This is a genomic window from Streptomyces sp. NPDC091271 (genome assembly GCF_044757505.1).
Lineage (GTDB): Bacteria > Actinomycetota > Actinomycetes > Streptomycetales > Streptomycetaceae > Streptomyces.
This window is the reverse complement of the sequence record NZ_JBIVVD010000002.1, coordinates 532,784-550,200: the sequence shown is the minus strand read 5'-3', so window position 1 is coordinate 550,200 and position 17,417 is coordinate 532,784. Positions and strand designations below refer to the sequence as shown.

General features: G+C 70.4%; 20 protein-coding genes. 11 read left to right on the top strand and 9 right to left on the bottom strand.

Annotation, left to right across the window (positions count from 1 at the left end):
* Nucleotides 1-2 precede the first annotated feature (2 nt).
* The 4 genes from ACIQM3_RS09925 (at nucleotide 3) to ACIQM3_RS09910 (ending at nucleotide 2,800) form a co-directional block, all read left to right on the top strand.
* Nucleotides 3-395, top strand: coding sequence for a hypothetical protein (locus ACIQM3_RS09925; RefSeq protein ID WP_401621370.1), 393 nt, complete (start codon nucleotides 3-5; stop codon nucleotides 393-395).
* Between the two features lie 147 nt (nucleotides 396-542).
* Nucleotides 543-1,643 carry an NADH:flavin oxidoreductase/NADH oxidase gene (locus ACIQM3_RS09920; protein WP_401621367.1) on the top strand — a complete coding sequence of 367 codons (1,101 nt, stop codon included), beginning with the start codon at nucleotides 543-545 and terminating at the stop codon, nucleotides 1,641-1,643.
* Nucleotides 1,644-1,672: 29 nt separating this feature from the next.
* Nucleotides 1,673-2,401 (top strand): class I SAM-dependent methyltransferase, encoded by a 729-nt coding sequence (locus tag ACIQM3_RS09915; protein ID WP_401621364.1) that lies wholly within the window; start codon nucleotides 1,673-1,675, stop codon nucleotides 2,399-2,401.
* A 21-nt stretch (nucleotides 2,402-2,422) separates the two neighbouring features.
* Nucleotides 2,423-2,800, top strand: a complete 378-nt coding sequence (locus ACIQM3_RS09910; protein WP_401621362.1) for an ArsR/SmtB family transcription factor — start codon at nucleotides 2,423-2,425, stop codon at nucleotides 2,798-2,800.
* A gap of 4 nt (nucleotides 2,801-2,804) precedes the next feature.
* Here the strand turns inward: ACIQM3_RS09910 and ACIQM3_RS09905 are convergent, their stop codons facing one another.
* Together ACIQM3_RS09905 and ACIQM3_RS09900 are read right to left on the bottom strand one after the other, a co-directional pair.
* Nucleotides 2,805-4,181 carry an FAD-dependent oxidoreductase gene (locus ACIQM3_RS09905; protein WP_401621359.1) on the bottom strand — a complete coding sequence of 459 codons (1,377 nt, stop codon included), beginning with the start codon at nucleotides 4,179-4,181 and terminating at the stop codon, nucleotides 2,805-2,807.
* A 92-nt stretch (nucleotides 4,182-4,273) separates the two neighbouring features.
* Nucleotides 4,274-4,933 carry a DUF305 domain-containing protein gene (locus tag ACIQM3_RS09900; protein ID WP_401622391.1) on the bottom strand — a complete coding sequence of 220 codons (660 nt, stop codon included), beginning with the start codon at nucleotides 4,931-4,933 and terminating at the stop codon, nucleotides 4,274-4,276.
* 181 nt (nucleotides 4,934-5,114) lie between these two features.
* Here ACIQM3_RS09900 and ACIQM3_RS09895 point away from each other — a divergent pair, with 181 nt between their 5' ends.
* On the top strand, nucleotides 5,115-6,605 hold the full coding sequence (locus tag ACIQM3_RS09895) for an LVIVD repeat-containing protein (RefSeq protein WP_401621356.1): 1,491 nt from the start codon (nucleotides 5,115-5,117) through the stop codon (nucleotides 6,603-6,605).
* A 170-nt stretch (nucleotides 6,606-6,775) separates the two neighbouring features.
* On the opposite strand, the gene ACIQM3_RS09890 is transcribed toward ACIQM3_RS09895, so the two are convergent.
* The 5 genes from ACIQM3_RS09890 to ACIQM3_RS09870 form a co-directional block, all read right to left on the bottom strand.
* Nucleotides 6,776-6,955, bottom strand: coding sequence for a hypothetical protein (locus ACIQM3_RS09890; protein WP_401621353.1), 180 nt, complete (start codon nucleotides 6,953-6,955; stop codon nucleotides 6,776-6,778).
* Nucleotides 6,956-7,035: 80 nt separating this feature from the next.
* Nucleotides 7,036-7,761 carry an HAD family hydrolase gene (locus ACIQM3_RS09885; RefSeq protein WP_401621350.1) on the bottom strand — a complete coding sequence of 242 codons (726 nt, stop codon included), beginning with the start codon at nucleotides 7,759-7,761 and terminating at the stop codon, nucleotides 7,036-7,038.
* Between the two features lie 30 nt (nucleotides 7,762-7,791).
* A complete protein-coding gene (locus ACIQM3_RS09880) occupies nucleotides 7,792-8,490 on the bottom strand; it encodes a phosphatase PAP2 family protein (protein ID WP_401621347.1) in 699 nt (232 codons plus the stop codon).
* Between the two features lie 34 nt (nucleotides 8,491-8,524).
* The gene (locus tag ACIQM3_RS09875; protein ID WP_401621344.1) at nucleotides 8,525-9,460 is read right to left on the bottom strand and encodes a M56 family metallopeptidase; all 936 of its coding nucleotides are present in this window, start codon (nucleotides 9,458-9,460) and stop codon (nucleotides 8,525-8,527) included.
* 84 nt (nucleotides 9,461-9,544) lie between these two features.
* Nucleotides 9,545-10,159, bottom strand: coding sequence for a DUF5134 domain-containing protein (locus tag ACIQM3_RS09870; protein WP_401621341.1), 615 nt, complete (start codon nucleotides 10,157-10,159; stop codon nucleotides 9,545-9,547).
* Nucleotides 10,160-10,339: 180 nt separating this feature from the next.
* On the opposite strand from ACIQM3_RS09870, the gene ACIQM3_RS09865 reads away from it, so the two are divergent.
* Nucleotides 10,340-10,888 (top strand): GNAT family N-acetyltransferase, encoded by a 549-nt coding sequence (locus ACIQM3_RS09865; protein WP_401621338.1) that lies wholly within the window; start codon nucleotides 10,340-10,342, stop codon nucleotides 10,886-10,888.
* 31 nt (nucleotides 10,889-10,919) lie between these two features.
* Here the strand turns inward: ACIQM3_RS09865 and ACIQM3_RS09860 are convergent, their stop codons facing one another.
* On the bottom strand, nucleotides 10,920-11,570 hold the full coding sequence (locus tag ACIQM3_RS09860) for a glycerophosphodiester phosphodiesterase (protein ID WP_401622388.1): 651 nt from the start codon (nucleotides 11,568-11,570) through the stop codon (nucleotides 10,920-10,922).
* A gap of 281 nt (nucleotides 11,571-11,851) precedes the next feature.
* Between ACIQM3_RS09860 and ACIQM3_RS09855 the strand changes: the two genes are divergently transcribed.
* The 5 genes from ACIQM3_RS09855 to ACIQM3_RS09835 all read left to right on the top strand — a co-directional run bounded on the left by ACIQM3_RS09855 (nucleotide 11,852) and on the right by ACIQM3_RS09835 (nucleotide 16,508).
* Nucleotides 11,852-13,249, top strand: coding sequence for a DUF6421 family protein (locus ACIQM3_RS09855; protein WP_401621335.1), 1,398 nt, complete (start codon nucleotides 11,852-11,854; stop codon nucleotides 13,247-13,249).
* A gap of 26 nt (nucleotides 13,250-13,275) precedes the next feature.
* Complete coding sequence (locus ACIQM3_RS09850; RefSeq protein ID WP_401621332.1) at nucleotides 13,276-14,040, top strand: SDR family NAD(P)-dependent oxidoreductase; 765 nt, start codon at nucleotides 13,276-13,278, stop codon at nucleotides 14,038-14,040.
* Nucleotides 14,019-15,101: a threonine aldolase family protein gene (locus ACIQM3_RS09845; RefSeq protein ID WP_401621330.1), complete on the top strand. Its 1,083-nt coding sequence runs from the start codon at nucleotides 14,019-14,021 to the stop codon at nucleotides 15,099-15,101. The genes ACIQM3_RS09850 and ACIQM3_RS09845 overlap by 22 nt, the downstream gene beginning before the upstream one ends.
* A gap of 71 nt (nucleotides 15,102-15,172) precedes the next feature.
* On the top strand, nucleotides 15,173-15,772 hold the full coding sequence (locus tag ACIQM3_RS09840; protein WP_401621327.1) for a transglutaminase domain-containing protein: 600 nt from the start codon (nucleotides 15,173-15,175) through the stop codon (nucleotides 15,770-15,772).
* 43 nt (nucleotides 15,773-15,815) lie between these two features.
* Entirely contained in the window at nucleotides 15,816-16,508 is a 693-nt protein-coding gene (locus tag ACIQM3_RS09835) for a B3/4 domain-containing protein (RefSeq protein ID WP_401622385.1), read from the top strand.
* A gap of 23 nt (nucleotides 16,509-16,531) precedes the next feature.
* On the opposite strand, the gene ACIQM3_RS09830 is transcribed toward ACIQM3_RS09835, so the two are convergent.
* The gene (locus tag ACIQM3_RS09830; RefSeq protein ID WP_356716922.1) at nucleotides 16,532-17,254 is read right to left on the bottom strand and encodes a lysophospholipid acyltransferase family protein; all 723 of its coding nucleotides are present in this window, start codon (nucleotides 17,252-17,254) and stop codon (nucleotides 16,532-16,534) included.
* Nucleotides 17,255-17,417 lie beyond the last annotated feature (163 nt).

Here is a 17,417-nt window from a genome sequence, read left to right as displayed (position 1 = left end):
GGATGAGCATCGAGATCCGGGACACCGAGGGGCGCGGCGCGGCGCTGGAGGTGGCCCCCGGGCCCGCGGAGGGGCCCCTCCAGGTCGGGATCCGGATCGAGGGCGCCTCCTGGTCCTGCTCCACGGCCGCGGCCAGGGAGCTGGCCGCGGCACTCGTCGCGGCGGCCGCCGAGGCGGAGAACGCGCGGTCGGCGGAGCCCGTCACCGTCAAGGCGCGCGAGCTGCTGCGCGGCGACGTACGGGACGGCGACCGGCTGATGACGGTGGAGTCCGTCCGGACGGACGGCGCGAACGTCCAGGTGATCTGGACATCGGGAGGCGGACGCAGCTGGAGCCAGATGTACGAGGCCGACGCCGACATCGGCCTCCGGCGGCGGCTCCGGCCGGAGAGGTGAGGAAGGCGTCGTACGGGCCATTTCGTACTTCGACATCCGCCGTAGTACGGTGAATTTCGTAGTACGGTAATTCTCGTACGAAGTGGCGGCCCGGGGTGCCCCGGGCCGTCGCGCCGCCTGTCGCGTCCCGAGGAATCGGAGTCCCCCGTGAGTGCACTGTTCGAGCCCTACGCCCTGCGGTCGCTGACCGTTCCCAACCGGGTCTGGATGGCCCCGATGTGCCAGTACAGCGCGGAAGCGTCAGGCCCCGACACGGGTGCGCCCAACGAATGGCACGTCGCCCACTACGCCTCCCGTGCGGTCGGCGGCACCGGGCTCGTCCTGGTCGAGGCGACCGCCGTCAGCCCGGAGGGCCGGATCAGCCCCGCCGACCTCGGCATCTGGAACGACCGTCAGGTGGTGGCGTTCCGGCGGATCACCGGCTTCCTCGCGTCTCAGGGAACCGTCCCGGGGATCCAGCTCGCGCATGCCGGACGGAAGGCGTCGACGGACCGTCCCTGGCGCGGCGGGGCCTCCATCGATGCCGGTGACCCCGAGGGCTGGCAGACGGTTGCCCCGAGCCCCCTCGCGTACGACGAGGGCCACACGGTGCCCGCCGAACTGGGCGTCGACGACATCCAGCAGGTCGTGCGGCAGTTCGCCGACGCCGCCCGCCGGGCGCTCGACGCGGGCTTCGAGGTCGCCGAGATCCACGGAGCGCACGGCTATCTGATCGGTCAGTTCCTGTCCCCGGAGAGCAACCACCGCACCGACGCCTACGGTGGCTCCTTCGAGAACCGCACACGCTTCGCACTGGAGGTCGTGGACGCCGTGCGCGCCGTGTGGCCCGAGGATCTCCCGCTCTTCTTCCGCATCTCCGCAACCGACTGGCTCACCGAGAACGCGGACGACCCGCGCGAGGGCTGGACCGCCGACGACACCGTCCGCTTCGCGCGCGAGCTGCTCGCTCACGGCGTCGACCTGTTGGACGTCTCGACCGGCGGTCTGGCGCCGAGGGCGAGCATCCCCGTGGAGCCCGGCTACCAGGTGCCGTTCGCCGAGCGGGTGCGCAAGGAGACCGGCCTTCCGGTGGCCGCAGTGGGGCTGATCACCGACCCCGTGCAGGCGGAGAAGATCCTCGCCGACGGCAGCGCAGACGCCGTCCTGCTCGGCCGCGAGCTGCTGCGTGACCCCTACTTCGCCCGCAAGGCCGCGCGCGAACTCGGTGGTGACATCCGGACGCCCGACCAGTACGGCCGGGCGGTGTGACACCGCGTCTGTGGGTACGCTGAGCGGCGATGTTCACTCCCCAGGGCCCCACACTGCGCGAGCTGGCCGCGCAGGCGCTCTCCTCGACGATGCGCGGATACGACCTGCTCGCGCCGAAGTTCGACCTGACGCCCTACCGGACCCCGGACCGGGTGCTCGAAGCCGTCGCCGACGCGGTGCGGCCCCTCGGACCCTTCGACCGGGGTCTGGACGTCTGCTGCGGCACCGGAGCGGGTGTCGGCGTGCTGCGCGGGCTGTGCCGGGAGCGGGTCACCGGCGTCGACTTCAGCGCGGGCATGCTCGACGTCGCCCGGGGCTCCGGCACCGCCGACGCCGGCGGGCCCGCCGTGGACTGGGTCCGGGCCGACGCTTTGGCCCTGCCGTTCACGGGCGCCTTCGACCTGGCCCTGAGCTTCGGGGCGTTCGGCCATTTCCTGCCGGAGGAACGCCCCGCACTGTTCGACCAGGTGTACGCGGCGCTGCGGCCCGGTGGCCTCTTCGTCTTCCCTGTGGGCGCGCCGCCGGCAGTGGGCTCCCGGGCCTACTGGTCCCTGCTCGGCTTCGACCTGGCCATGCGGGCACGCAACGCGCTGTGGCGTCCGCCCTTCGTCATGTACTACCGCACGTTCCCGCTCGCCGGAGTGGTGGACGACCTCGTGGGGGCCGGATTCACCGTGCGGCTGCTGCCCCTGGAGGAGTTCGGCCGGAGACCGGACGGCAGCCCTCGCGTCCGGCTCGTGGCGGCGGACCGTGGATAAAACTACGACGACTCTCGTACAATGGAACCCCCGGGACGAAGTGGAGGCACCGTGACGTCGAACGCCGCTCGCGTGCTCGCCCACCCCTCACGCGAGGAGATCCGTGTCGAGGGCGTGCTCCACGCGCTGTCCGATCCGATCAGGCTCCGGATCGTGCACCAACTGGCAGGCGCGACCGACGAGCAGGCATGTTCCCGCTTCGATCTCCCGGTCTCCAAGTCCACCACCACGCACCACTTCAGGGTGCTCCGCGAGAACGGCGTCATCTCCCAGTTCTACCGTGGCACGGCCAAGCTGAGCTGCGTACGGACCGAGGATCTGGAGGCGCTCTTCCCCGGCCTGCTGGCCGGCGTCCTCGGCGGGGTGGAGCTCCAGGCCGAGCGTCTCGGTCTGCGCTGACGCGCTACTGGGACTCGCCCCGGGCCGCGTCGAGCAGCCCGGACCAGTCGGGGATCTTCACCGGCCCGCGGCCGAGCGAGCGGCCGAGTGCCGACTCCGCACGCTCGATGGACAGCCAGCCGTCCCATTCCACCGGACGCAGCCCCTGATCCCGGAGAGCGCCCAGCGGGTCGGCGGACACCTCCCGGCCGACGAGCAGCGGCGCGTCCTCGATCAGCGAGGCGACCGTCTCCTTCGCGCACGATCTGTTCGAACCGATCACCCCGGTGGGGCCACGTTTGATCCATCCGGCCACGTACTCCCCGGGCGACGCCGCCCCGTCCCTGACCACCCGGCCCGCGAGATGCGGCACCGTGCCGCGCACCGGGTCGAAGGGCAGACCGGGCAGGGGTGTCCCCCGGTACCCCACGGCCCGCAGTACGAGCTGCGCCTCGACGTCCTCGTACACGCCGGTGTCCCGTACGCCTCCGTCGCCGTCCGGGGCCGTCCGGGCGAACCGCACTCCGGCGACCCGCCCGCCCCGCTCCAGCAGCTCGACCGGACGCAGGAAGAACCGCAGCCGGATGCGGCGATCCTGGTCCACCGCGGTGGGCGGCGGATCCGTCGCCCACCCGCGCAGCACATCCAGATTGCGCCGGACCACGGCAGGCAGCGGCGCCCCCGGGCGCCCCGCCGCGACGGCGTACGCCGGATCCAGCGCCAGCTCCGCCCCGTCGACGGTGATCCGCGCCCCGGGGAGCGCGCCCAGTTCGCGGAGCTCCTTCGTGGTGAACCTGGCCTGCGAGGGGCCGCGTCTGCCGACGATGTGGACCTCACGCACCCTGCTGGCCCCCAGCGCGTCGAGCGCGGCCCGCGGGACGTCCGTGCCCCGCAGCTCGGCGGCGCCGCGGGCGAGGATCCGGGCCACATCGACCGCCACGTTCCCGACGCCGACCACCACGGCCGAACGGGCCCGGAGCGCGAAGCCGTCGGCGGCCGCGTCCGGGTGGGCGCTGTACCAGGAGACGAACTCGGTGGCGGAGTAGCTCCCCGGCAGGTCCTCCCCGGGAACGGCGAGCGGCCGGTCGGACGCGGCTCCGACGCAGTAGACCACCGCGTGGTACAGCTCCTTGAGCCGGGCGGGTGACAGCTCTCCCGCGCCACCCACCCCGGCATGGCCGACGAAGGTGATCCGGTCGTCCTCCAGCACCGCCCGGAGACTGCTCTGCAGTGACTTGATCTTCTCGTGGTCGGGTGCCACGCCGTAGCGGACGAGTCCGTACGGTGTGGGCAGCCGGTCCAGCACGTGCACACGCACCTCCGGCACCCGGGACTGCTCCAGCAGGGCCTGGGCGGTGTAGACCCCGCTGGGGCCCGAACCCACGACGGCGACACGGAGCACGGCGCACCTCCTCCGGCAGGTTCCCTCAAGCATGGCACCGCTCAGGGGGAGCGGGGAGAGGCTCGCGGGCCCGGGGGTCCCGGTGGGGCCCTTCAGGTCATCAGGCCGCGCATCCGGTCGATCTCCACGGTCTGCTGCGCGACGACGTCGTTGGCCATCTCCTCGACCAGCACGTTGTTGCCGTCCGCGAGAGCCTCGGTCGCCATCGTGACCGCGCCCTGGTGGTGGGTGATCATCAGCTCGAGGAACAGCCTGTCGAAGGCCTTGCCCTGCGAGGCGCGCAGCTTCTCGATCTGCTTGTCGGTCGCCATGCCGGGCATCGTGGAGTGGTCGTGCGTCTCCTCACGGTCGTCCCCGCCGTTGTTTTTCAGCCAGCCCTCCATGGCGCCGATCTCCGGCTTCTGGGCTGCCGATATGCGTTTCGCGAGCCGTTCGACAGATGCGGAAGATGCCCGTCCGGGAACGAGGGCGGTGAGCAGGAGCGCCTGTTCGTGATGCTCGATCATCATGCGGGCGTAGCGGAAGTCGGCGGAGTTGGGCGTGTCGTTGCCGGCGGCCTTCACCGCTTCGTCCGCCGAGAGCGTCCTGGCCGGCTCGCCGGGCTTCCCGGGTGCCACGACCGAAACGCCCTTGTCCGCCCCGGCGTCGGCCGCTTCGCCGCTGCCGTCGTCGCAGCCGCCCAGAGCGACAACTGCGGCCACGAGCGTCGTCGCCAGAGCGGCTGCGCGCACGCGTGTGGTCCGACGGGGCATCAACACGGCGACCTCCATTGACACATGAGTCTGTCGCAGACTGTCCTAACACCTTCCACCAGCCCGTGATCAAAAACTTTTATTACGTCTCTGTTGCCATCTGTTGGTGTGTACATGAGAGGGACGATACTGCCGGGGTCCAAGGACCGTTCGTCGACGAACGGATACAAGGGAGGACGCAGTGACCTCGTTGCACCCCACCAGCGTGCGGCGCAGACGTCTGGGCGTGGCGGCAGCCGCGGCCGGGCTCATCGCCACGCTGTTCACGGCCGGACCCGCGGCCGCGACACCGGACCCCGGTGACACCGCCACCACCCGCAGCGGTGTTTCCGCGAGCGAGCAGGCCGAAGCACGTGCCGCCATCGAGAGCGGCGAGATACCCGGCGTGGACGAGATCGTCCACAGCGCCAACATCGAGCACCTCACGAACGTCCCCAAGGACGCGCTCCAGGGGACCAACACGGACCTGGCCTTCCAGGGCAGCTACGCCTATGCCGGAAACTACGACGGCTTCCGGATCTTCGACATCCGCAATCCGAAGAAGCCGAAGACCGTCGCGCAGGTCCTGTGCCCCGGCTCACAGAACGACATCTCGGTCTCCGGGGATCTCCTCTTCCTGTCGACCGACTCCTCCCGCAGTGACGACTCCTGTGCCAGCACCACCCAGCCCGCCACGGAGAAGTCCTCCTGGGAGGGCATGAAGGTCTTCGACATCAGCGACAAGCGCAACCCGGAGTACGTCGCCGCCGTCGAGACCGCCTGCGGTTCTCACACCCACACGATCGTCCCCGAGCGCAGGGACGTGTACGTGTACGTCTCCTCGTACTCGCCGAACGAGACGTTCCCGGACTGCCAGCCTCCGCACGACGGAATCTCCGTCATCAAGGTGCCGCGCAGCGCCCCCGAGGACTCCCGGATCGTGAACTTCCCGGTGCTCTTCCCGGACGGCGGAAACCCCGGCGCGCCGGCCAACCCCGGCGTCTCCAAGACCACCGGGTGCCACGACATCACCGTGCTGCCGTCCAAGGACCTGGCGGCCGGGGCGTGCATGGGTGACGGCCTGCTGTTCTCCATCAAGGACCCGGAGAACCCGAAGATCATCGACCGGGTCCAGGACAACGTGAACTTCGCGTTCTGGCACTCCGCGACCTTCAACCAGGATGCCGACAAGGTCGTGTTCACCGATGAGCTCGGCGGCGGCGGTGCGGCCACCTGCAACGACGAGATCGGCCCGAACCGCGGTGCCGACGGCGTCTACGACATCACGGGCAGGGGGGACCACCGCAAGCTGGTCTTCCGCAGCTACTTCAAGATCGATCGCCCGCAGGCGGACACCGAGGTGTGCGTCGCGCACAACGGCTCGATCATCCCGGTCAAGGGCAAGGACCTGATGGTCCAGGCCTGGTACCAGGGCGGCGTTTCCGTGTGGGACTTCACCAACTCCTCGAAGCCGAAGGAGATCGCGTACTTCGAGCGCGGTCCCGTCTCCACGGACGCGGTCACCACGGCCGGCCCGTGGTCGGCCTACTACTACAACGGCTACATCTACTCCAACGACATCGCCAAGGGCTTCGACGTCCTGAAGCTCAACGACCGGCGCACCGACCCGGCGAAGAAGGTGCGGCTGAAGGAGCTCAACGTCCAGACGCAGCCGGACTACTTCGACCGCTGAACCACCGGTTCCTTCCGCAGGTGAAAGCAAGTGCCCCGCCGGACTGTCTCCGCCCGGCGGGGCACGTTTATCTCATTGACCGGTGGGCGGCTCGGGGACATGCTGTACCCCTGATTCCGGCGATGCGGGGGATCGCCGGAATCAGACACGGGCGGCGCCCGCCCGGTCGCTCAGGCGGCCGGCCGCACGCTCGTACCCGCGGCCGCGGCCCACTCCACCAGCAGGCGCTGGTACTCCGTCTCGTCCTCCGGGGACAGCAGTCCGCCCGAGCGCTGCCACAGGGTGCGGATCTCTTCGTTGACCACAGAGGCGGGGCGCACGGTGGCGGACGGGTTCGGATACGGGGACATGTCCACCAAACTAAACCCCCTCCGGGCCGTAGGACCCCCTCCGGGACAGGGATATCCCTCACACCGTCTCCCGGAATCCTTCACGGACGGTGCGTGCCGGGTGCCTCCACGGCGGCTTCCGGAAGCCCGAGCGCCCGGAGCCCGTCCGGCCGCTCCGCCACGGGCAGATGGTCCACGAAACGCACCTCACAGCCCACGGCGGCCGCGCCGGCGTCCGTGTGGCGGTCGTCACCCACCATGACCACCTCCGCGGGATCCAGCTCCAGCAGCGCGCACGCCGTGCGGAAGAGGCGCGGATCGGGCTTGTTGACGCCGTGTTCGTAGGACAGGACGTACGCGTCGACGAATTCGTCCAGGCCGTGCGCGCGGAAGACGGGGCGCACATCCCAGCCGATGTTGCTGACGATCCCGACCGCGGTGCCGTCGCGACGCAGCCCGCGCAGCACCTCCGCCGCATCGGGGTACGGCTGCCAGGCGGCAGGGGTCATATGGCGTTCGTACAGCGCGTCGTGCAGGCCGGGGTCCGGAAGAGCCACCTGGCGGGCCAGCCCGGTGTACGCCTCCCTGTGCGCGGGCGCTGTGCGGTCGCGGCCGGCCCACGCCGAGGCCAGTGCCGGCGGGATCCGTGCGGGGGCCGGGCCGCCGGGCAGCGCTCCGGCCTCGGTCAGCAGGCGCGTCCAGTGCTCGAAGTCCGCCTGCTCCACCGCCGTGCCCCGTGCGTCGAGGACCGCGCGCAGCCACGCGGAGACGGACTCGATCCGGAAGAGGGTCCCGGAAAAATCGAAAAGTACACCCTTGATTGGCATGAGCCGATCTTCGCCGCCTCCGGCGAGGACCTACAAGGGCGTGCCGCCGGCACCGGCCGGCCGTCGGCTACGCCTGGTGTATTCGGTGTAGCCGGCCGCTGAGAGCGAGGCCAGAGCGACGCCCATGAGAGTTCCGCCCACCACATCGCTCAGCCAGTGCACGCCCAGGTAGACACGGGTGAGGGCCACTCCGGTCACCGAGATCACGGCGAGCACGAGTGAGCCCCACCACAGGGGCGGCCGCGCGCCGTACAGACGCAGCAGCCACACGAGCAGCCCGCAGGTGACCGCCGCGGTCATGGCGTGACCCGAGGGGAAGGCCGCGTACTGCGCCGAGTCCACCGGGTCGATCCAGCGGGGGCGTTCCCGGCCCACGGCGGCCTTCAGCCCCTGCTGCACGAGCGAGGTGAGCAGACTGGTCGCGGCGACCCACCCCGCCAGCAGCCGGAAGCCGCGCCACCACAGGGCGACCACCACGACGGCGGTCAGCAGGCGCATGGTCCATGGGTCCCACACCCAGTCCGTCAGCACCCGGCTGACCTGGACCAGCCCCGGTTCGGTCACCGCCCGCCGGTGCAGTGCCCCGGCCACCGAGGTGTCCACGGACATCAAGGGCGACCATCGCACCGCGACCAGCACGAGCAGAACGAGGGACAGCGAGGCGCAGACCAGGCCAGTGATCAGGAAGGGGCGCCGGGCGGGCGGGGGGAGGGGAGAAGGGGAGTGCATGGGGGTGATCCTCGTGCATGATCCGCTCGTGAGGCTATCCCAGTGCCCTGAGTCCCGGTACGAAGGCCACCAGCAACGGTACGACGGGTACCAGCGCGGCGGCGGCGGTCAGCCGCAGCCGGCGCCCCGCGGTCAGCCGGTCCACGGGTGCGAGCAAGCGGTTCACCCTGAGCGGCACATGGGCGCCGGAGGCCGGTGCCGGGCCGAACACGCCGCGGTCCTCGTTGAGTTCGACCAGGGCGAGTGCGATCGTGAGACGCCCGAAGCGCCGTGACGCCACGTCGTCCGCGGCCAGTTCGACGAGGTGGTGCATCTCGTCGCGGAACGCCGCGAACACCGGCACCTGCGGGAATCCCGTCGCGAGCGCGTCCGAGCAGTGCAGGAGCCAGTCGTGACGGGCCTGGGCGTGCCCCTGCTCGTGCGCCAGCACGGCATCGAGCTGACGCCCTTTCAGCCGGCCGAGTGCCGCGGTGGTGATGACCAGTTGGGGAGCCGCCCCCGGCAGCCACCAGGCGTCGGGCCGTTCGCCCTCCAGCACCACGAGTCGCCCGCTGCCGGGCTCCTCGCCCGGCATCTGGGGGGAACGCACCAGCAGTTCGCCGCGCCGCTGCCGGCGACGGGCCCGGGCACGGTGGATCTCCCGTACGAGCATGGCGGCGGTCCATACCCCGCCGAGCGCCAGCAGGACCGCGATGACCGCAGACCACGGCCCGTACGCACCCAGGGCGTACGCCTCGACCACGGCGTGCGGAGCGGGTGCGAAGACATGGCCGCGGACCGCCTGCCAGGCAGCAGCCGCACTGAGGGTCATGGAGAGCCCGAACGACAACAGGACGCCCGCGACCACGCACTGCCAGACCCACAGGGCCACGACCGGCTCGCGCTCCGGCCATCGGGCCCTCGCCATCAGGCCCGGGGCCACGACGGCGGCCAGTGCACCGAGCAGCAGCAGCGCGAGGGAGACCAACATGGCGTCAGCCTATGAGTGCCTTGGTACCCACGGGTATGGCCGCGCGCGCCAAGTGACGTACGACACGGCGCGGGGCCCGCCGCCTCACAGCGTGAGCAGCATGGCGAACATGGCTATCCCCATGGTCAGCCTGCACGCCAGCGCCAGCTCCGGCCGCGTGCGCCAGGCGGGGGCCGCCGGCAGGCCGGCATGTCCGCCACCGCTCCCGCCCGCTCCCACGCCGACGGGCGTGGGAGCTGGTATCAGCCTCCCCGCCGAGTGCAGGACGTAGAGCGCGTAGTACACCAGCAGCGCTCCGGTCAGCACGGGAATGCCTCCGGCCGTACCCCCTCCGTCTCCATGGCCCGCGTGGCCGCCTCCCGTGGCGTGGGCGGCCCCCGGGGCCATGGCCACGGCCATGTAGACCATGGCCAGCGAGCCGACCAGATGGTGCAGATGGTGACCGCCGCCCCTGGCGTACGCGACCGCGTGCAGCGCGGCTGCGCCGAACACCGCCGCGTACACCACCCACATCCAATCCGGGAGTGTGAGCAGGGCCGCGGGCACGGCCATCGCGGCCATCCCGAACCCCATCAGCGCTTCGGCGCGCGCCGATCTGCGTTCCCGCTCCGTGCCGTCGCGGGTCCGCAGCAGGCAGTACGCCCCCGTGGCCCCGGACAACACCATGAGCAGCCAGCCGGACAGCGCCGGTCCGTGCACGGTGCACCTCCCCCTACGGCGAATCACGCCGGTGTCGTCCCATCGATGCCCCGCACCGGCCACTCCTACCGGGGCGCATTGGGGTACTGGGGGAGCGCGCCAGAACCCGCGGGGGCGCGGCGGGGGGCGGGTTAGTCTCGGGAAAACACCGTCGGCAGCACAGGACCGGAGAAGAGCCACATGGACAGCGCACCGGCCACGGCACGGGCAGAACTCACCTTCCGCGACGCGACCGGCGACGACGTGCCGGTCCTGGTGCGACTCGTCGAGTCCGCCTACCGGGGCGACGCGAGCCGGGCCGGATGGACCACCGAGGCGGACATCCTCCAGGGGCAGCGCACGGACGCCGACGGGGTGCGCGAGGTGCTAGCGGTCCCCGGGGGCCGGGTCCTCATGGCCGAGCGGGACGGCGGGCCGGTTGCCTGCTGCCAGCTCGAACACCGTGGGCAGGCCGCGTACTTCGGCATGTTCGCGGTGAGGCCGGAGCTGCAGGGCGCGGGTCTCGGCAAGGTCATCATCGCCGAGGCGGAGCGCACGGCCCGGGAGGACTGGGGCGTGCGCGAGATGCACATGACGGTGATCTCGGTCCGCGAGGACCTGATCGCCTGGTACGAGCGCCGGGGCTACCGCCGTACGGGAGAGCTCACGCCCTTCCCGTACGGCGACGAGCGTTTCGGCATCCCGCAGCGCGACGATCTCGCGTTCGAGCTCCTGATCAAGGAGCTGTAGGGCACGGGAAGCTGGATGCGCGCGGGGCGCCTCAGGCGGTGAAGCGGCCCGCGCGCCGGATCTCCGGATAGTCGGTCGTCGCGCCGTCCAGGCCCAGCGCGCGGACAAGACGCAGGTGGTCGGGGGTGTTGACCACCCAGCCGATCACCTTCAGCCCTTCCGCGTGGGCGTGCTCGACCACCTCGAGGGTGAGGCGGCGGATGTTCAGAGCGAGCGTCGCCGCGCCCACCGCCTTCGCCCGGTCCACCACATCGCCCTCCCAGTGGCTGGCGATGAGCACAGTGCGTACGCCCGGGACGAGCTGCGCGATCTCGGCGACGGCCCCGTCGTGGAACGAGGAGACCTCGACGCGGGCGGCCAGATCGCGTCGCAGCATCACCTCGGCCAGTGCCCTCGCCGCCGCCACGTCCTTGATCTCGGCCTGGACGGGCGAGCCGATCGCGTCGAGCACCTCCTCGAAGACCGGCACCCGCTCGCCCTGCCCGGCGTCGAGCTCGCGGAGCTCCGCCAGCGTCTTCTCGGCGATCAGCCCCCGCCCGTCCGTCGTGCGGTCCACGGCGGCGTCGTGCATCACGGCGAGCGCGCCGTCCTTGCTCAGGTGGAGATCCAGTTCGACGGCGTCCATGCCGGCCTGCTCCGCGTGCGCGAACGAACGCAGCGTGTTCTCCGGCTCGACACCCATGACCCCGCGATGACCGATGGTGAGAAAAGTCAAGGCACTCCCGCTTCCGTCCGTCGTGTACGTCCCGCGTGCGGCTCCTACCCCCCAGGGAACCAGTTCTCCCGTGGAGGACGGCCCCTGCCCTGCCAGTCCGGCGGAAGAAGTTGTCGCGTGGATGCATGGCAGGAAAAATAACGGTGAAAATGTGGGTCGGCAGGATAATTTTCTGCCCTCCACTTGTCCGATGGAACCGTGGATGGATACGGTTGCTTGACGCGAGGTCCTCCCGTGAAGGAAGTGTTATGACGGAAATTCTTGAGCATGCCGCCGCCACCGGCGCGATAGCTTCTGCCCAGCGGGTCGTGGAGCACCCTGCCTGGCCGGCGCTCAAGAGTGCCGTGGAGGAGCTCCGCCCCTGGCAGTCCAAGGACGGCTCCATCGACTTCGGGTCCGAGGGCGCCCCCTCCGCCGAAACAGCCGGAGCCGTCATCGAGCGCGTGGTCACCGCGGTCGAGCAGCTCTCCCCGCTGCTCCCGCACGACGACGCCTACCACCGCGCGCTCGTCACCGACCTGCGCCGCTGGGCCGCGGACGGATTCGGCGTCCCGGACTTCCTCGACTCCCTGCTCGCCTTCCAGCCCGCCAGAAGCCGCGCGGACGGCCTCCAGCACCTGGTCGTGTTCGCGATGTACACGCAGAACGGCAACCCGGACCGCAATCTCGAAGCCGTCGTGCTGCGGATGGTGTGGCCCGAGTGGCTCGCCGACCTCGAGGCCACGCGCTACGACAACCCGCTGTTCTGCGGCATCACCTTCGAGGACTTCACGTCGGGCTACGACACGAACTCCGCCGTGCTCTTCCCCGAGACCATCGCCGTACGCGAGGCGCCGGAGCGCTTCAGCTGGGGCGGCATCTTCTGTGACCGCGAGGCCGCCCGCTTCCGCCGCGTGACCGAGGCGTCCGTCGACCTGCTGGGCGTCGAGCTGCCCGACGACGTCCGCGAGATGATCGGTGACCAGAAGCGATGCGAGCAGGCGTTCGTGCTCTGGGACATGGTCCACGACCGCACCCACAGCCACGGCGACCTTCCGTTCGACCCGTTCATGATCAAGCAGCGCCAGCCGTTCTGGATGTACGGGCTGGAAGAGCTGCGCTGCGACCTCACCGCCTTCCGGGAGGCCGTGAAGCTGGAGGCCGACGGCTTCGGCCAGGGCCGCGACGTCCAGTTCGCCGTGCTCTTCGACCGGATGTTCCGCTTCCCCGTCACCGGCGAGCGTGTGCGCAACTACGACGGCCTGGGCGGTCAGCTGCTCTTCGCCTACCTCCACAAGCACGACGTGGTCCGCTGGACCGACAACACGCTCAAGATCGACTGGTCCCGCGCCCCCGAGGTCACGAACCAGCTCTGCGGTGAGATCGAGAAGCTCTACCGCGACGGCATCGACCGCCCCAAGCTCGTGCACTGGTTCGCGGCGTACGACCTGGTCGCGACCTATCTCGCACCCCACCCGGGGTCCCGCTGGGCCAAGGGCCCTGACGCCTTGGACCTGACCCAACCGCCTCGTAAGCTCGTCGACGACGTGCTTCCGGACGAGTTTCCCCTGAGCATGTTCTATGAGGCGCTCTCGAAGAAGCTGAAGCATGTGATCGCCTCCACCAAGGGGATCACCGCGGCGGACGCCGGGCGGGCAGCTGCGTGAGCGCGGGTTCTGAGGAGGCGGTGGCGATGAACGGAACAGGCAGGGCCGACAGCGGTGTGCTCGAGGGCGCCGTGATCGCGGTGGCGGGGGCGGCGGGGCCGGCGGGCCGCGCCACCCTGCTCAGGCTCGCGGAGGCGGGGGCGACCGTGGTCGCCTCCGACGCGAACCCCGAGCGGCTCGTGGAAGCGGTCGACGCCGCGCGTTACGCCCACGGGGGAGCGACCGTCACCGGCGACACGGTCGACCTCCTGGATCCGGGGGCGGCCCGGGAATGGGCCCTCAAGACGGAGAAGGAATTCGGCCGCGTCGACGGACTGGTCCATCTCGTCGGAGGCTGGCGCGGCGGATCCGGCTTCGCGGACACCAGCCTGACCGACTGGGACTACCTGGAGAAGCTGCTGATCCGCACGGTCCAGTCCACCTCGCTCGCCTTCCACGAGGTCCTACAGCGCAGCGACCGAGGCCGGTACGTCCTGGTCAGCGCGGCCGGAGCCGGCAATCCCACCGCCGGGAACGCGGCCTACGCCGCCGCCAAGGCGGCGGCCGAGGCCTGGACGCTCGCCCTGGCGGACGCCTTCCGCAAGGCGGGGGGCGACGCGGGCCCGACGTCGGCTGCTGCGATCCTGGTGGTCAAGGCACTGGTGCACGACGCGATGCGCGCCGAGCGCCCGAATGCGAAGTTCGCGGGCTTCACGGACGTCACGGAGCTGGCCGAGGCCATCGCCGGGGTCTGGGACAAGCCCGCCGGAGAATTGAACGGAAAGCGTCTGTGGCTGACCCCGCAACCGTAAGGACCGACGCGCGACGTCGTCACGACCCGCAGGTGCGCGGTTTCGCCAGTGACAACTACGCGGGCGCGCACCCGGAGGTTCTCGCGGCCCTCGCCCTCGCCAACGGCGGCCACCAGGTCGCCTACGGCGAGGACGACTACACCGGACATCTCCAGCGGATCATGCACAGCCACTTCGGTCCCACAGCCGAGGCCTTCCCGGTCTTCAACGGCACCGGGGCCAACGTCGTCGCGCTCCAGGCGCTGACCGACCGCTGGGGCGCGGTCATCTGCGCCGAGTCCGCCCATATCAACGTGGACGAGGGCGGGGCCCCGGAGCGGGTGGGCGGGCTGAAGCTGCTCACCGTCCCGACCCCGGACGGCAAGCTCACCCCGGAGCTCATCGACCGGGAGGCCCACGGCTGGGACGACGAGCACCGGGCGATGCCGCAGGTCGTCTCGATCACCCAGAACACCGAGCTCGGCACCGTCTACACGCCCGGCGAGATCCGCGCCATCTGCGAGCACGCCCACGACCGGGGCATGAAGGTGCACCTCGACGGCGCCCGGATAGCCAACGCCGCTGCGTCGCTGGACGTGCCGATGCGTACGTTCACCAACACGGTGGGCGTCGACGTCCTGTCCTTCGGTGGCACCAAGAACGGCGCGCTCTTCGGTGAGGCCGTCGTCGTCCTGAACCCGGACGCGGTCCGGGCCATGAAGCATCTGCGCAAGCTGTCGATGCAGCTCGCCTCCAAGATGCGCTTCGTCTCGGTCCAGCTCGAGGCGCTGCTCGCGCGGGATCTCTGGCTGCGCAACGCGCGCCATGCCAATGCCATGGCCCAGCGGCTCGCCGACGGGGTCCGGACGGTGGACGGGGTGGAGATCCTCTACCCGGTGCAGGCCAACGCCGTCTTCGCGAGGCTGCCGCACGAGGTGACCGAACGGCTGCAGAAGCGGTTCAGGTTCTACTTCTGGGACGAGAAGGCCGGAGACGTCCGCTGGATGTGTGCCTTCGACACCCGTGAGGATGATGTCGACGCGTTCGTCCTGGCGCTCAAGGAGGAGATGGCCAGGCAGTAGCGGCAGCATGCCTATGCGGTCGATCGGAAATGTAGTGCGTCCGGTCGGCCGCATCGCTACGCTCCTCGAGCATGAAGCTGATCCAGCAGGACTCGGACATTTCCGCCTATCTGGCCGAGGATGAGGTCATCGACCATCGTCATCCGCTCGTGCGGGAGACGTCCGAGCGTCTCGGTGCCGCAACGGTCGACGCATACACATACGCTTCCGAGGCCTTCGCGTTCGTGCGCGACACCATCCCGCACTCGATGGACACGGGAGATCCGCGGGTCACCTGGCGCGCGTCCGACGTCCTCGCCGCCCGCACCGGCATCTGCTACGCCAAGTCGCATGCCCTGGCCGCCCTGCTGCGGGCCGCAGGCATCCATGCCGGCCTCTGCTACCAGCGGCTCGTCGGGAGTGACGCCACGGACCTCATCGTCCACGGCCTGGTCGCGGTGCGGCTTCCCGGGTGGGAGCGGTGGGTGCGGCAGGATCCGCGCGGAAACGTGGGCGGGATCGACGCCCGGTTCTCGGCCGACGAGGAGCGGCTGGCCTGGGTGCCACGGCCCGAGTTCAACGAAATGGACTATCCAGTAGTCTATGCAGTACCGCACGCGGCGACTCTCCATGCCCTGCGGAGCTCACGCGACCGCGCGGAGCTGGGCCGGAACCTTCCGACCGCGCTCTGAGCCCCACCAAGTCCCCGCAACCCGTACCGGAGCAATGCAGAAGATGACCCTGACGATCACGGTCTCCGACGAGGTCCGCAGCCTCGCCCCCGGCTTCACCCACATCGCCGTCGAGGCGCACGGCCTCGTCAACGGCCCCAGCGACGATGCGAGTTCGGCGCTGCTCGACGACGCGACCCGAAGGCTCACCGAGCGGCTCGGCGGCCGGGCCCCGCACGAGGATCCGCATGTGGCCGCCTGGCGCGAGATGTACACGGCCTTCGGCGCCAAGCCCTCCCGGACCCGCAACTCCGCCGAGGCCCTCGCGAGACGCGCCCTCACCGAGGCCGGGCTGCCCCGCATCAACCGCCTGGTCGATCTCTACAACGCGATCAGTGTCGCCCGCCTGATCCCGGTCGGCGGAGAGGACACCGACCGCATCAGCGGCGCCATGAGGCTGGTGCGCTCCACCGGCCTGGACCCGTTCCCCACGGTCGCGGGCGGCGAGGAGGTCATGGAGTACCCCGAACCCGGGGAGGTCGTCTGGCGTGACGACGAGTCCGTCACCTGCCGGCGCTGGAACTGGCGCCAGGGCACACGCACCCGTCTCACCGAGGAGTCGATCAACGCCGTCTTCCTTCTGGAGGGCCTCGCTCCGATGACGGCGCAGGAGCTCGGGGCCGCGGCCGCCGAGCTCGCCGAGTCGCTCGAGAAGATCAGCCCCGGAGCGCGGATCACCCTCCACGACCCGGCGTGACGTTTCCTCCGACGCCCGGAGGATCAGCCGAGCTCGCGCGCCTCCGCGGGCGTCGGAGCCGTACCGCCGAGGTGCGCCGGCACCCACCAGGTGTCGGCCGCGTCCTTGGGGCGCACCGGATAGGCGCGCTGTGCCGCCTCGAGGAGCTCCTGGACGCGTTCACGCAGCCGACGGGTGATCGCCCCCGCGTACTGGTCGGTGGGAGCCTCCAGGGCCTCGCCCACGCGGATCGTGATCGGGGTGTGGCTGCGCCGGAAATTGCGCGGGCGCCCCTTGGTCCACAGCCGCTGGGTACCCCACAGCGCCATCGGGATCAGAGGTACGCCCGCCTCCTGGGCAAGGCGCGCGGCGCCCGACTTGAAGCTCTTCAGCGTGAAGGACTGGGAGATCGTCGCCTCGGGGAACACTCCGACGATCTCGCCCGCTCGCAGCGACGCGAGCGCGTGCGCGTAGGCGTCCTCGCCCTGGTTGCGGTCGACGGGGATGTGCTTCATGCCGCGCATCAGCGGTCCCGACACCTTGTGGCGGAACACCGACTCCTTCGCCATGAAGCGGACGAGCCGCTTCTGGGGCAAGGCGCCGAGCCCGGTGAAGATGAAGTCCAGATAGCTGATGTGGTTGCTGACCAGAACCGCGCCACCGGTCTTCGGGATGTGCTCCGAACCCTGGGTGTCGATCTTCAGGTCGAGCGCCTTGAACAGCGTGCGAGCGGCGCCGATGACCGGCCGATAGACGAGTTCTGCCACTGGATGAAGACCCTTCTTCAATGCCTGGGGAGGGTTCTCCCGGCGGAAGTTACGCAGCCGTAGGTTTTCGGCATTGGGGCGATCGTGCCCCATGTGCGACGCCGTGGCCAGCCCCAAAGGGTCCGGCGCGAGAGATTCTCGTCACGTGAATCATCCGGGAATG

Excerpts from the sequence above, each read along its gene's own strand:
- ACIQM3_RS09865 (WP_401621338.1), top strand. The coding sequence starts at position 10,340 with ATGGACAGCGCACCGGCCACGGCACGGGCAGAACTCACCTTCCGCGAC.
- ACIQM3_RS09840 (WP_401621327.1), top strand. The coding sequence starts at position 15,173 with ATGAAGCTGATCCAGCAGGACTCGGACATTTCCGCCTATCTGGCCGAG.
- ACIQM3_RS09885 (WP_401621350.1), bottom strand. The coding sequence starts at position 7,761 with ATGCCAATCAAGGGTGTACTTTTCGATTTTTCCGGGACCCTCTTCCGG.
- ACIQM3_RS09900 (WP_401622391.1), bottom strand. The coding sequence starts at position 4,933 with ATGCCCCGTCGGACCACACGCGTGCGCGCAGCCGCTCTGGCGACGACG.
- ACIQM3_RS09890 (WP_401621353.1), bottom strand. The coding sequence starts at position 6,955 with ATGTCCCCGTATCCGAACCCGTCCGCCACCGTGCGCCCCGCCTCTGTG.
- ACIQM3_RS09875 (WP_401621344.1), bottom strand. The coding sequence starts at position 9,460 with ATGTTGGTCTCCCTCGCGCTGCTGCTGCTCGGTGCACTGGCCGCCGTC.
- ACIQM3_RS09925 (WP_401621370.1), top strand. The coding sequence starts at position 3 with ATGAGCATCGAGATCCGGGACACCGAGGGGCGCGGCGCGGCGCTGGAG.
- ACIQM3_RS09850 (WP_401621332.1), top strand. The coding sequence starts at position 13,276 with ATGAACGGAACAGGCAGGGCCGACAGCGGTGTGCTCGAGGGCGCCGTG.
- ACIQM3_RS09855 (WP_401621335.1), top strand. The coding sequence starts at position 11,852 with ATGACGGAAATTCTTGAGCATGCCGCCGCCACCGGCGCGATAGCTTCT.
- ACIQM3_RS09860 (WP_401622388.1), bottom strand. The coding sequence starts at position 11,570 with ATGGGTGTCGAGCCGGAGAACACGCTGCGTTCGTTCGCGCACGCGGAG.
- ACIQM3_RS09910 (WP_401621362.1), top strand. The coding sequence starts at position 2,423 with ATGGAACCCCCGGGACGAAGTGGAGGCACCGTGACGTCGAACGCCGCT.
- ACIQM3_RS09880 (WP_401621347.1), bottom strand. The coding sequence starts at position 8,490 with ATGCACTCCCCTTCTCCCCTCCCCCCGCCCGCCCGGCGCCCCTTCCTG.
- ACIQM3_RS09835 (WP_401622385.1), top strand. The coding sequence starts at position 15,816 with ATGACCCTGACGATCACGGTCTCCGACGAGGTCCGCAGCCTCGCCCCC.
- ACIQM3_RS09915 (WP_401621364.1), top strand. The coding sequence starts at position 1,673 with ATGTTCACTCCCCAGGGCCCCACACTGCGCGAGCTGGCCGCGCAGGCG.